Below are 12,502 nucleotides of genomic sequence, written 5' to 3' on the forward strand. Positions count from 1 at the left end.
ACTGCAGATCGTGCCACGGTCATGCGTGCACAAGCGGCTCGCGAGGGTGATCCTGAACACTGGGCCCATGGCGGGTGACCGCAGGCTCTACGCTCATGCCACGGCCTCCGCCACCTGTACGGGAGCCGCTCCCCACCCGCCGCTACTTACTCAGGAGTCACCACAGTGACCGACGTAACTGGCGCACCTGCCGACGTCCTGCACACCCTGTTCCACTCGGACCAGGGCGGCCACGAGCAGGTCGTGCTCTGCCAGGACCGCGCCAGCGGCCTCAAGGCCGTGATCGCCATCCACTCCACCGCCCTGGGCCCCGCCCTCGGCGGCACCCGCTTCTACCCCTACGCGACCGAGGCGGAGGCCATCGCCGACGCCCTCAACCTCTCGCGCGGAATGTCGTACAAGAACGCCATGGCCGGCCTGGAGCTCGGCGGCGGCAAGGCCGTGATCATCGGCGACCCGGAGCGCGACAAGACCGAGGAGCTGCTCCTCGCCTACGGGCGCATGGTCGCCTCGCTCGGCGGGCGCTACGTCACCGCGTGCGACGTCGGCACCTACGTCGCCGACATGGACGTCGTGGCCCGCGAGTGCCGCTGGACCACCGGCCGCTCCCCCGAGAACGGCGGCGCCGGCGACTCCTCGGTGCTCACCGCTTTCGGTGTCTACCAGGGCATGCGCGCCTCCGCCCAGCAGCTGTGGGGCGACCCCTCGCTGCGCGGTCGCAAGGTCGGCATCGCGGGCGTCGGCAAGGTCGGCCACCACCTGGTCCGGCACCTGCTCGACGAGGGTGCCGAGGTCGTGATCACCGACGTGCGTGCGGACGCCGTGCAGCGGATCCTCGACCAGCACCCGGGGGTCACGGCCGTCGCCGACACCGACGCCCTGATCCGCGTCGAGGGGCTCGACATCTACGCCCCCTGCGCCCTGGGCGGTGCCCTGAACGACGACACCGTGCCGGCGCTCACCGCCAAGGTGGTCTGCGGCGCGGCCAACAACCAGCTCGCCCACCCGGGTGTGGAGAAGGACCTCGCCGACCGCGGGATCCTCTACGCGCCGGACTACGTGGTGAACGCGGGCGGTGTCATCCAGGTCGCCGACGAACTGCACGGGTTCGACTTCGACCGGTGCAAGGCGAAGGCCGCGAAGATCTTCGACACCACGTTGGCGATCTTCGCACGTGCGAAGGAAGACGGGATTCCGCCGGCCGCCGCGGCCGACCGGATCGCCGAGCAGCGCATGGCGGAGGCCCGCGCCGCGCGCTGATTCGTACAGCTGAGCGGTACCCGCCGGCGGGAACTTAGAGAGAACTCTCACTTCCACCGGCGGGTCGGGCCCCAAGAAGTGGTTAAAATCGGCACTGACCAGCAAGGACAGGGCGCCTTGACGGTCCTGTGCACACGCGCGTAGTGCGGGCGACGTACCGTATGGGCGCGGGCTCAGGTACCGTGGAAGCCCTACGGACCGGCCTCTCTACGGAGGGTCCGTTCCGGATCATGAACGCGTGTCAGACTCTGGGGCCATCGAGCCCCTGTCACCGAGGGGGTCGAGCCATGGGGCGCGGCCGGGCCAAGGCCAAGCAGACAAAGGTCGCCCGCCAGCTGAAGTACAACAGCGGTGGGACTGACCTGTCACGTCTGGCCAGTGAACTGGGCGCATCGACTTCGAACCAGCCGCCGAACGGCGAGCCGTTCGAGGACGATGAGAACGACGAGGACGATCTCTACTCTCGTTACGCCGACCTCTACGAGGACGACGACGAGGAAGAGGACGACAACGATCCTCACCAACAGCATCGTCGCGGCGCTTGACCTTGCAGTGACCAGTCCGGTCGGTGGCAGAGCCACCGACCGGTTTCTGTGCTGTCTGCACGGTCACCGTCCGCCGGATCAGGCGGCGGCGCCTTTAGATTGAATACGTCCCCACCAGCTCGGCGCCCGTCTCCTTGTCGCCCCGCTCGGTGATCTCGCCGGCCACCCAGGCGTCGACACCGCGGTCGGCCAGTGTGGCCAGGGCCGCGTCCGTGGACTCCTCGGGGACGATCGCCATCATGCCGACGCCCATGTTGAGGGTCTTCTCCAGCTCCAGGCGCTCGACGTTCCCGGTCCGGCCGACCAGGTCGAAGATCGCGCCCGGGGTCCAGGTGGAGCGGTCCACGGTGGCGTGCAGCTCGTCCGGGATCACACGCGCCAGGTTGGCCGCCAGCCCGCCGCCGGTGATGTGGCTGAACGCGTGCACGTCCGTCGTGCGGGTCAGCGCCAGGCAGTCCAGCGAGTAGATCTTCGTCGGCTCCAGCAGCTCCTCACCGAGGGTGCGGCCCAGCTCCGCGATCTCCGCGTCCAGGGACAGGCCCGCGGTGTTCAGCAGGACGTGGCGGACCAGGGAGTACCCGTTCGAGTGAAGCCCGGAGGCCGCCATGGCGATCACGGTGTCACCCTTGCGGATACGATCCGGGCCCAGCAGCCGGTCGGCCTCCACGACGCCCGTACCGGCGCCGGCGACGTCGAAGTCGTCCGCGCCCAGCAGGCCCGGGTGCTCGGCCGTCTCGCCGCCCACCAGGGCGCAGCCGGCCAGCACACAGCCTTCCGCGATGCCCTTGACGATGGCCGCGACCCGCTCCGGGTACACCTTGCCGACGCAGATGTAGTCCGTCATGAACAGCGGCTCGGCACCGCACACCACGATGTCGTCCATGACCATGGCGACCAGGTCGTGGCCGATGGTGTCGTAGACACCCAGCTGCCGGGCGATGTCGACCTTGGTGCCGACGCCGTCCGTGGCGGAGGCCAGCAGCGGACGCTCGTAACGCTTGAGGGCGGAGGCGTCGAAGAGCCCGGCGAAGCCGCCGAGGCCGCCCAGGACCTCGGGGCGCTGGGTCTTCTTCACCCACTCCTTCATCAGCTCTACGGCGCGGTCGCCCGCCTCGATGTCGACTCCGGCAGCCGCGTAGGAAGCACCGGTGGAACGGCTCTCAGACATTGCCTGGGATCTTTCGGGTTGGTTTCTACGGGGCTTACGGGCGACGGATCGCGTCGGCCGCGGCCGTGGCGGCCGGCCCGGCGGCCAGCTCGGTCTCCAGCAGCTGCTTGCCGAGCAGCTCGGGGTCCGGCAGCTCCATCGGGTACTCGCCGTCGAAGCAGGCGCGGCACAGGTTCGGCTTGGCGATGGTGGTCGCCTCGATCATGCCGTCGATGGAGATGTACGCCAGGGAGTCGGCGCCGAGGCTGGTGCCGATCTCCTCGATGGTCATGCCGTTGGCGATCAGCTCCGCGCGGGTGGCGAAGTCGATGCCGAAGAAGCAGGGCCACTTCACGGGCGGCGAGGAGATCCGGATGTGGACCTCGGCGGCCCCGGCCTCACGCAGCATGCGCACGAGGGCCCGCTGGGTGTTGCCGCGCACGATCGAGTCGTCCACGACGACCAGGCGCTTGCCCTTGATGACTTCCTTCAGCGGGTTCAGCTTGAGCCGGATACCGAGCTGGCGGATGGTCTGCGAGGGCTGGATGAAGGTGCGGCCGACGTAGGCGTTCTTGACGAGACCCGCGCCGAACGGGATCCCGCTCTCCTCCGCGTAGCCGATGGCGGCCGGGGTGCCGGACTCCGGGGTCGCTATGACCAGGTCGGCCTCAGCGGGGGCCTCCTTGGCGAGCCGGCGGCCCATCTCCACGCGGGAGAGGTACACGTTCCGGCCGGCAATGTCGGTGTCCGGGCGGGCCAGGTACACGTACTCGAAGACACAGCCCTTGGGCTTCGCTTCCGCGAATCGCGACGTGCGCAGACCGTTCTCGTCGATGGCGACGAACTCACCCGGCTCGATCTCGCGGACGAAGCTGGCGCCGCAGATGTCCAGGGCAGCGGACTCGGAGGCCACCACCCAGCCGCGCTCCAGGCGGCCGAGGACCAGCGGGCGGATGCCCTGCGGGTCGCGGGCGGCGTAGAGGGTGTGCTCGTCCATGAAGACGAGCGAGAAGGCACCCCGCACCTTCGGGAGGACCGCGTGTGCGCCCTCCTCGATGGTCAGCGGCTTGCCGTCCTCGTCGACCTGGGCGGCCAGCAGGGCCGTCAGCAGGTCGGTGTCGTTGGTGGCCGCGACCCGGGTGGAGCGGCCGTTGGTGTCCTTCGGCAGCTCGGCGACCATCTCGGCGAGCTGCGCCGTGTTCACCAGGTTGCCGTTGTGGCCGAGCGCGATCGAACCGTGCGCGGTGGCGCGGAACGTCGGCTGGGCGTTCTCCCACACGGAGGCGCCGGTGGTCGAGTAGCGGGCGTGACCGACCGCGATATGACCTTGGAGCGAACCGAGAGAGGTTTCGTCGAAGACCTGGGACACGAGGCCCATGTCCTTGAAGACAAGGATCTGGGAGCCGTTGCTGACCGCGATTCCCGCGGATTCCTGACCCCGGTGCTGGAGGGCGTAGAGCCCGAAGTACGTGAGCTTTGCGACCTCTTCGCCCGGAGCCCAGACACCGAAGACGCCGCAAGCGTCCTGGGGGCCCTTCTCGCCGGGAAGCAGATCGTGATTGAGTCGACCGTCACCACGTGGCACGGCACCGAGTGTAGGCGAGGTCGACCACTGGTCCGAATTGGGGATACGCACCCGTAACGGATCACGACTCGGTGACCATCTTGGCGGTTTCTCGGTTTCCGCAGGTCAGATGGGGTGAATCAGCGGGCGGACCCCCCACGGGGCACCCTCTGCAACGTCCTGCCGGGCGTCTTCGCCGCGTGCATGAGTGAGGCGTCGCACATCATTCGGGCGCGCCATGGCTGAGGTGGACGAGGTCGCCGTCGCTGTCGGTGAGCGTCAGCTTGCCGTCGTCGACCCGGGCGGTGAGCGTGCCGGTGGTGAGGGTGCGGGCGAGGGCGCGCTCGAAGTCCATCCGCTCCCGGCCGCAGGCCATCTTGGTCGTACGGAGGTCCCCGAACGTGATCCGGTCGCCGTGTACGGCGGCCTGGGCGCTGAACAGGTTGCAGCCGAGGTTGCCGGCCGCCTGGCCGTCGGCGTCGATGCGGAGGCGGGGGGAGCCGGAGGCGGGCGCGGGGTGGATGACGCCGTCGGCGGTGACGCTGTCGACCCGCCACTCCACGCCGGTCACGGGTTCGGGTACGGCCACGGCACCACTGTCCGCCCTTCCGCCGCCGCAGGCCACCACGAGCGGGAGAAGGAGCGCCGCCGCCATCGGAACTGCGCATCGTATGTACCGCTTCATACGCATTCGACGTACCCCTTGGGACGCCGGTTCCCTCAGGCCATCAGCGGCAGCAGCCCCCCGATGTCCGCACGCTCCCCGCTGGCGCTGACCTTGGCCTCGTCCAGTGCGTCCTTCCAGGCCACGCGCCCGGTGGCGAGCCGCACCCAGGTCAGCGGGTCGGTCTCCACGACGTTGGGCGGGGTGCCGCGGGTGTGCCGGGGCCCCTCGACGCACTGCACGACGGCGAACGGCGGCACGCGCACCTCGGTGGAGCCGCCGGGCGCCTTGAGGGCGAGCGCGTCGGCGAGCAGCCGGGTGGCGGCGGCCAGGGCCTGCCGGTCGAACGGCACGTCGAGGCCCGGGACGGCGGCGTTGAGGTCGTCGGTGTGGACGACGAGTTCGACGGTCCGGGTGACCAGGTAGTCGTCCAGGGGCATCGCGCCGACGCTGGTGGCCAGCAGCCGGGTGCCGGGGTGCTCGTCGAGCAGGGCCCGCAGGCTGCTCTCGACGTGGGCGAGGTACGCGTCGACGTCGGGGTGGTCCGCGGCGAGGTTCCGCGTGAAGTCGTCGATGGCCGCGGCGTTGACGGCGGTGCCGGAGGGCCACTCGACGAGCGTGACGTCCTGCTTCGCCGGGGCCGGCGCGTCCAGCGCGCGGTGGACGGCGGTGACCGCCATCCCGATGTGCACGGCCAGCTCCCGTACGGTCCACTCCCCGAGCCGGGTGGGCAGCGCGAGCTGCTCCGGGGTGAGGCCGCGGACGGCCTCCCGTACGTTGCCGAGCTGGGCGAGGACCGCCGCGCGGGTCTTGGCGGGGTCGTAACTGCGGGCACGCTTCCTGGCCGGGGGCATACGGGCGAGCCTATGCCTTCACGGCGTAGCCCTTCAGCCCGTTTTCCACCAAGTCGAAGGCGCGCCGGGCCCGTTCGGCGGCGTCGGCGGCGACCTGGTCGGGGGTTTCGCCGTCGTCGATGCGGCGGTGGTGCTCCTCCACGAGCGCGGTGCGGGTGATGTTGAGCGTGGCGGCGGCGATCAGGGCCAGCGTGGGGTCGCCGGTCTCCTCGGTGAGCACGACGGCCAGTTCCCGTGCGCCGCGCTCGGAGGCGACGTACGCACGCTCCCTCAGGACCGGCGTGGCCAAGATGACCTCGCGGATCCGGCGGGCGAACGGCTCGGCGTTCAGACCGACCGACGGGTCCCGCGCCTCGATCATCTCCAGGAACTGCCTGCGTACGGCCGCCACCGCGGACTCGCCCGGCGCCCGCTCGCGCACGGCACGGGCGGCATCGGAGAAGTGCTCCTCCATCGGCCGGAAGACCAGGTCCTCCTTGCTGCCGAAGTAGTTGAAGACAGTCATCTTGGAGACCTCGGAGGCATCGGCGATCTCCTGCACCGAGACCGCGTCGAACCCCTTCTCCGCGAACAGACCGATGGCGGTCCGGTAGATCCGCAGCGCGGTCTGCCGCTTCTTGCGCTCCCGAAGCCCCATCACCTCAGCCATGCGGGCACCTTACCAAGGCGAAATTTAGGCCAGGATGAAATCTGAGCCGAGAAAAAACATTGACTCGGTACACGCATGGGGGGCATGGTGCTGCCCATGACCGACACCCAGCGCAAAATCGGCTTCCTCGTCTGCCTGATCACGATCGTCCTGGCCGTCCTGGACACGCAGATCGTGTCCGCCGTCACCGTCCCGATCGTCCGGGACCTCGACCCCGGCCACGGCATCGACAAGATCCCCTGGCTGGTCAGCGCGTTCTCCCTGGCCTCGGCCGCGATGCTCCCGCTGTACGGCAGGCTCTGCGACGTCATCGGCGCCAAGCCCGTCTTCCTCGGCGCCCTCGGCGCCTTCCTCACCGGCTCGGCACTGTGCGGCGCGGCTCCCTCGATGGGCTGGCTGATCGCCTCCCGGGCCGTACAGGGCCTCGGCGCGGGCGGGTTGATGAGCGTGACGATGGTCGTCATCGCCCAGCTCGCGGGCCCCAGCGACAGGACGGGCAAGGGCGCCGGCACCGGCGGGATCGTCGCGGGCGGCGGCATCGCCGTGGGCCCCTGGCTCGGCGGCTTCCTCGCCGACCACGCGAGCTGGCGCTGGGCGTTCTACGTCAACCTGCCGCTCGGCATCGCCGCGCTCGCCACCGCCGTGGTCGTCCTGAAGCTCCCCCGCCAGGCCGCCGGCCGCGCGGTCGACTTCACCGGCGCCGCGCTAGCCGCCACGTTCTCCACCGCGCTGCTGCTGGTCACCGAGTGGGGCGGCAAGCAGTATGCCTGGACGTCCCCGCAGGTCATAGGCGTGGTCCTGGCCTCCGTCCTGGCACTCGGTCTCTTCCTGCGCCGCCAGTTCACCGCCGCCGAACCCATCCTGCCGCCCTCGCTCTTCCGCATCCCCGAGCTGCGCCTGGGCTTCGCGGTCCAGGGCCTGATGGGCGCGGCCATGACCGGCGCGATCTACTACGTGCTGGTCTACCTCCAGCTCGTCCGCGGCATCACCAGCTCCTCCGCCGGTCTGTATCTGATCCCGATGGCGGCGGGCATCATGGCGGTCGGCATCGCCACCGGCCGGCTCACCGAACGCGGCTGGTCCGAGCGGACGTTCGTGATCAGCGGCTGCGTCGTCGGTACGGCCGCCTTCCTGCTGCTGGCCACCACCGGCACCCACACCTCCCTGTGGCAGCTGCGCGCGGCCCTCCTGCTGGTCGGCCTCGGCTTCGGCCAACTCCTGGGCCAGCTGATCCAGTTGGTTCAGCAGGCGGCCCCGCGCCACCAGCTCGGCGTGGCCACGACCTCGATCCGCTTCTTCCAGACCCTCGGCACCGCCCTCGGCGCCGCCCTCTTCGGCACCCTCCTCAACCGCCTCTACGACGGCCCGGGCGACGTGGGCTCCCTCGCCGGCCTCAGCGGCCCGGAGCGCGCGGCGGGCGTGACGGCGTACGTCTCCGCGATGGACACGGTGTTCCTGTGCGGAGCCGGGTTGATGACCCTGTGCCTGCTCCTCGCCCTGCGACTGCCGAGGTCCCACGGGGTACGCCCCGCTTCGGAGCCGGAGTCACCGGTTGAGGGCCCCCGGCTGCCTTCCACCAGCCCAGCCTCGCAGTGACCGGCGGGCGGACCGACGGTCACTGACAAACGCCTCGCACGAAATCTGCCCAGGCCTCCGGCGGGAGCATGAGCGCCGAGCCGGGTCGATGCGTACCGAGAGGGCAGGGCGAAGCGTCGAGGTCACCTCGTACGACTCGGACACCGACCGACGGCGGTCCGGACCGGCAGGGTCGGTGGCTATCGCGACATCCACACCGCGAAGTTCGGCGAGAAGGTGTCCCTCCCCGACCCGATGAACATCGAGCTCGACACCGAGATCCTCAAGAACTACGTCCGCCGAGCCGGCAGGCCGAGAAGGCCCCACCCGGAAGCGTGAATCCGGGTGGGGCCTTCATATCTCCCTGGCTACAAGGGACTTACGCCAGCAGCGCCGGGATCGTGCCCTCGTGGGCCTCGCGCAGCTCCGTCAGGGAGAGGGCGAACTCGCCCTGGATCTCCACCGCGTCGCCGTCCACGACACCGATGCGGGTGACCGGGAGGCCCCGGGCGCCGCACATGTCGTTGAAGCGGACCTCCTCCGAGCGCGGCACGGCGACGATCGCGCGGCCGGCCGACTCGGAGAAGAGGAAGGTGAAGGCGTCCAGGCCGTCCGGGACGACCAGGCGGGCACCCTTGCCACCCAGCAGGGCGGACTCGACCACGGCCTGGACCAGACCGCCGTCGGACAGGTCGTGCGCGGAGTCGATCATGCCGTCGCGGGAGGCGGAGATCAGGATCTCGGCCAGCAGGCGCTCGCGCTCCAGGTCGACCTGCGGGGGCAGACCGCCGAGGTGGTCGTGGACCACCTGGGACCAGGCCGAGCCGCCGAACTCCTCGCGCGTGTCGCCGAGGAGGTAGATCAGCTGGCCCTCCTCCTGGAAGGCGACCGGCGTGCGGCGGGCCACGTCGTCGATGACGCCCAGGACCGCCACAACCGGAGTCGGGTGGATCGCCACCTCGCCCGTCTGGTTGTAGAGCGAGACGTTGCCGCCGGTGACCGGGGTGCCCAGCTGCTGGCAGGCGTCCGCCAGGCCGCGGACGGCCTCCGCGAACTGCCACATGACCGCCGGGTCCTCGGGCGAGCCGAAGTTCAGGCAGTCGGAGACGGCGAGCGGCTTGGCGCCCGTGGTCGCCACGTTGCGGTAGGCCTCCGCCAGCGCCAGCTGCGCGCCCGCGTACGGGTCCAGCTTGGCGTAGCGGCCGTTGCCGTCCGTCGCGATGGCGACGCCGAGACCGGTCTCCTCGTCCACGCGGATCATGCCGGAGTCCTCCGGCTGGGCGAGGACGGTGTTGCCCTGCACGAAGTGGTCGTACTGCTGGGTGATCCACTTCTTGGAGGCCTGGTTCGGCGAGCCGACCAGCTTCAGGACCTGCTGCTTCAGCTCCTGCGCATCGGCGGGCCGGGGCAGCTTGTTCGCGTCGTCGGCCTGGAGGGCGTCCTGCCAGTCCGGGCGGGCGTACGGGCGCTCGTAGACCGGGCCCTCGTGCGCGACCGTGCGCGGGTTGACGTCCACGATCTTCTCGCCGTGCCAGAAGATCTCCAGCCGGTCGCCGTCCGTCACCTCACCGATGACCGTGGCGATGACGTCCCACTTCTCGCAGATCTCCAGGAAGCGCTCGACCTTCTCCGGCTCGACGACCGCGCACATGCGTTCCTGCGACTCGCTCATGAGGATCTCCTCGGGCGAGAGCGTGGAGTCGCGCAGCGGGACGTCGTCCAGGGTCACGCGCATGCCGCCGGAGCCGTTCGACGCCAGCTCGCTGGTGGCGCAGGACAGGCCGGCCGCACCCAGGTCCTGGATGCCGACGACGAGCTTCTCCCGGAAGGCCTCCAGGGTGCACTCGATGAGGAGCTTCTCCTGGAAGGGGTCGCCGACCTGGACGGCCGGGCGCTTCGAGGGCTTGGCGTCGTCGAAGGTCTCGGAGGCGAGGATCGAGGCGCCGCCGATGCCGTCGCCGCCGGTCCGGGCGCCGTACAGGACGACCTTGTTGCCGGCGCCGGAGGCCTTGGCCAGGTGGATGTCCTCGTGCCGCATCACGCCGATGGCACCCGCGTTGACCAGCGGGTTGCCCTGGTAGCAGGAGTCGAAGACGACCTCGCCGCCGATGTTGGGCAGACCCAGGCAGTTGCCGTAGCCGCCGATGCCCGCGACCACGCCCGGCAGGACGCGCTTGGTGTCGGGGTGGTCGGCCGCACCGAAGCGCAGCGGGTCGACCACGGCGACCGGGCGGGCGCCCATCGCGATGATGTCGCGGACGATGCCGCCGACACCGGTGGCCGCGCCCTGGTAGGGCTCGACGTACGACGGGTGGTTGTGCGACTCGACCTTGAAGGTGACCGCGTAACCCTGCCCGACGTCCACCACGCCCGCGTTCTCGCCGATGCCGACGAGCAGCGCGTCGCTCTGCGGGGCCTTCTCGCCGAACTGGCGGAGGTGGACCTTGGAGGACTTGTACGAGCAGTGCTCGGACCACATGACCGAGTACATGGCGAGCTCGGCGCCGGTCGGGCGGCGGCCCAGGATCTCGACGACCCGCTCGTACTCGTCCTTCTTCAGGCCCAGTTCGGCCCAGGGCAGCTCGACGTCGGGGGTCGCGGCGGCGTGCTCGACCGTGTCCAGAGGGGTCTTGCTCATGCGTTGACCAGCTTCTTGAGGATCGAGGTGAAGAACGGGAGGCCGTCGGTGCGGCCCGTGCCGATCAGCGGCTCGACGGCGTGCTCGGGGTGCGGCATGAGGCCGACGACGTTCCCGGCCTCGTTGGTGATGCCGGCGATGTCCCGCAGCGAGCCGTTGGGGTTGAAGTCCAGGTACCGAAAGACGACCCGGCCCTCGGCCTCCAGCTTGTCGAGCGTGTAGGAGTCGGCGACGTACCGGCCGTCCATGTTCTTCAGCGGAATGTGGATCTCCTGGCCCGCCGTGTAGTCGCCGGTCCAGGAGGTCTCCGCGTTCTCCACCCGCAGCTTCTGGTCGCGGCAGATGAAGTGGAGGTGGTCGTTGCCGAGCATCCCGCCCGGGAGGAGGTGGGCCTCGGTGAGGACCTGGAAGCCGTTGCAGATACCGAGGACCGGCATACCGGCCTTCGCCTGCTCGATCACGGTCTCCATCACGGGCGAGAACCGGGAGATGGCCCCGGCCCGCAGATAGTCGCCGTAGGAGAAACCGCCGGGGAGCACCACGGCGTCGACCTGCTTGAGGTCCTTGTCCTTGTGCCAGAGGGCGACCGGTTCGGCACCCGCGAGGCGGATCGCGCGCCGGGTGTCCTGGTCGTCCAGGCTTCCCGGGAAAGTGACGACGCCAATACGAGCGGTCACTTCGCCGCCTCCGCGACTTCCGCGGCCTCTTCCACCCGAACGGTGAAGTCCTCGATCACGGTGTTGGCGAGGAAGGATTCCGCGAGATCGTGGATGCGGGCGAGCGCGGCCTCGTCGACCGGTCCTTCAACTTCCAGTTCGAATCGCTTTCCCTGACGTACGTCAGAGATCCCGTCGAAACCCAGGCGCGGCAGCGCACGCTGGACCGCCTGGCCCTGGGGGTCGAGGATCTCCGGCTTGAGCATGACGTCGACTACGACGCGTGCCACTGGCACTCCCGGTGTGTGGTGCTGAGCAGGTTCCTTCAGACTACCCGCACAAAATTTCTACGCGAGTAGAGTTGTAGGAAACTACGTGATGGGCATCACGATCGGGTGACGAACGGTTGCCGCCATGAAAAGTTCTGGGAAAGTTCCCCCGACCCCTGCACCGCGCGTATTGCACTGGGACACGCGGACGGATTTAGCAGGGCTTCACTTTGCATTGCCGGGCACTGTACAAATGAATTGGCAATAGCCGATACTCGGCACGTCATCGCCGGTGAGCTGTATCGACGTGCCGCACGAAGGGACCGATATTCGTGGCGCAAAAGGTCGTGGTCACTCTCTTTGACGACATCGACGGCTCGGAAGCGGCGGAAACGATCGCCTTCGGACTCGACGGCAAGTCGTACGAGATCGACCTGAACGAATCCAACGCCAAAAAACTGCGCAAGGCGCTCGCGCCCTACGTGGAGGCCGGCCGCAAGCGTTCCCGCTCCGGCAAGGCGTACAAGCAGACCGAGGTCGCCCCCGACCCGGCGGCCGTCCGCGCCTGGGCCCAGGCGAACAAGATGGACGTACCGGCGCGAGGCCGCATCCCGAAGAAGGTCTACGAGGCGTTCAGCGCCGCGCAGTGAGCCCGTGAGCCCGCGAAGGGGCACCCCTCAG

At 69.6% G+C, this 12,502-nt stretch carries 12 protein-coding genes; 4 read left to right on the top strand and 8 right to left on the bottom strand.

Translation table 11 applies throughout. From position 1 onward, the window contains the following. Window positions 1-165: 165 nt before the first annotated feature. Window positions 166-1,260 (top strand): Leu/Phe/Val dehydrogenase, encoded by a 1,095-nt coding sequence (locus ACWD3E_RS38500; RefSeq protein ID WP_451392151.1) that lies wholly within the window; start codon window positions 166-168, stop codon window positions 1,258-1,260. Window positions 1,261-1,547: 287 nt separating this feature from the next. Then, complete coding sequence (locus ACWD3E_RS38505; protein ID WP_451392152.1) at window positions 1,548-1,805, top strand: DUF3073 domain-containing protein; 258 nt, start codon at window positions 1,548-1,550, stop codon at window positions 1,803-1,805. Between the two features lie 94 nt (window positions 1,806-1,899). Here the strand turns inward: ACWD3E_RS38505 and purM are convergent, their stop codons facing one another. From purM to ACWD3E_RS38530, 5 genes are all read right to left on the bottom strand, one after another. Beyond that, a complete protein-coding gene (gene purM / locus ACWD3E_RS38510) occupies window positions 1,900-2,973 on the bottom strand; it encodes a phosphoribosylformylglycinamidine cyclo-ligase (RefSeq protein WP_451392153.1) in 1,074 nt (357 codons plus the stop codon). Window positions 2,974-3,007: 34 nt separating this feature from the next. Beyond that, window positions 3,008-4,537, bottom strand: coding sequence for an amidophosphoribosyltransferase (purF, locus tag ACWD3E_RS38515; RefSeq protein ID WP_451392154.1), 1,530 nt, complete (start codon window positions 4,535-4,537; stop codon window positions 3,008-3,010). Between the two features lie 202 nt (window positions 4,538-4,739). Further along, entirely contained in the window at window positions 4,740-5,105 is a 366-nt protein-coding gene (locus ACWD3E_RS38520) for an META domain-containing protein (RefSeq protein WP_451392155.1), read from the bottom strand. Between the two features lie 131 nt (window positions 5,106-5,236). Further along, entirely contained in the window at window positions 5,237-6,034 is a 798-nt protein-coding gene (locus ACWD3E_RS38525) for a sterol carrier family protein (RefSeq protein WP_451392156.1), read from the bottom strand. A gap of 10 nt (window positions 6,035-6,044) precedes the next feature. Continuing rightward, window positions 6,045-6,683, bottom strand: a complete 639-nt coding sequence (locus ACWD3E_RS38530) for a TetR/AcrR family transcriptional regulator (RefSeq protein WP_451392157.1) — start codon at window positions 6,681-6,683, stop codon at window positions 6,045-6,047. Window positions 6,684-6,779: 96 nt separating this feature from the next. Here ACWD3E_RS38530 and ACWD3E_RS38535 point away from each other — a divergent pair, with 96 nt between their 5' ends. Then, complete coding sequence (locus ACWD3E_RS38535) at window positions 6,780-8,279, top strand: MFS transporter (RefSeq protein WP_451392158.1); 1,500 nt, start codon at window positions 6,780-6,782, stop codon at window positions 8,277-8,279. Window positions 8,280-8,637: 358 nt separating this feature from the next. On the opposite strand, the gene purL is transcribed toward ACWD3E_RS38535, so the two are convergent. From purL to purS, 3 genes are read right to left on the bottom strand one after another with little or no spacing between them, the layout of a single operon-like run. Beyond that, a complete protein-coding gene (gene purL, locus ACWD3E_RS38540) occupies window positions 8,638-10,896 on the bottom strand; it encodes a phosphoribosylformylglycinamidine synthase subunit PurL (RefSeq protein WP_451392159.1) in 2,259 nt (752 codons plus the stop codon). Next, window positions 10,893-11,573, bottom strand: coding sequence for a phosphoribosylformylglycinamidine synthase subunit PurQ (purQ, locus tag ACWD3E_RS38545; protein ID WP_451349765.1), 681 nt, complete (start codon window positions 11,571-11,573; stop codon window positions 10,893-10,895). The genes purL and purQ overlap by 4 nt, the downstream gene beginning before the upstream one ends. After that, on the bottom strand, window positions 11,570-11,842 hold the full coding sequence (gene purS, locus ACWD3E_RS38550) for a phosphoribosylformylglycinamidine synthase subunit PurS (protein ID WP_451392160.1): 273 nt from the start codon (window positions 11,840-11,842) through the stop codon (window positions 11,570-11,572). The genes purQ and purS overlap by 4 nt, the downstream gene beginning before the upstream one ends. Before the next feature lie 311 nt (window positions 11,843-12,153). Here purS and ACWD3E_RS38555 point away from each other — a divergent pair, with 311 nt between their 5' ends. Next, window positions 12,154-12,471 (top strand): histone-like nucleoid-structuring protein Lsr2, encoded by a 318-nt coding sequence (locus ACWD3E_RS38555; protein ID WP_030656924.1) that lies wholly within the window; start codon window positions 12,154-12,156, stop codon window positions 12,469-12,471. The last annotated feature ends 31 nt before the right edge of the window (window positions 12,472-12,502 follow it).

Source organism: Streptomyces sp. NPDC002676 (assembly GCF_053592455.1).

What these genes read in the sequence shown, in the direction of transcription:
- ACWD3E_RS38505 (WP_451392152.1), top strand. Translation starts at nt 1,548, where the DNA reads ATGGGGCGCGGCCGGGCCAAGGCCAAGCAGACAAAGGTCGCCCGCCAG.
- purM (WP_451392153.1), bottom strand. Translation starts at nt 2,973, where the DNA reads ATGTCTGAGAGCCGTTCCACCGGTGCTTCCTACGCGGCTGCCGGAGTC.
- ACWD3E_RS38525 (WP_451392156.1), bottom strand. Translation starts at nt 6,034, where the DNA reads ATGCCCCCGGCCAGGAAGCGTGCCCGCAGTTACGACCCCGCCAAGACC.
- ACWD3E_RS38530 (WP_451392157.1), bottom strand. Translation starts at nt 6,683, where the DNA reads ATGGCTGAGGTGATGGGGCTTCGGGAGCGCAAGAAGCGGCAGACCGCG.
- ACWD3E_RS38535 (WP_451392158.1), top strand. Translation starts at nt 6,780, where the DNA reads ATGACCGACACCCAGCGCAAAATCGGCTTCCTCGTCTGCCTGATCACG.
- purL (WP_451392159.1), bottom strand. Translation starts at nt 10,896, where the DNA reads ATGAGCAAGACCCCTCTGGACACGGTCGAGCACGCCGCCGCGACCCCC.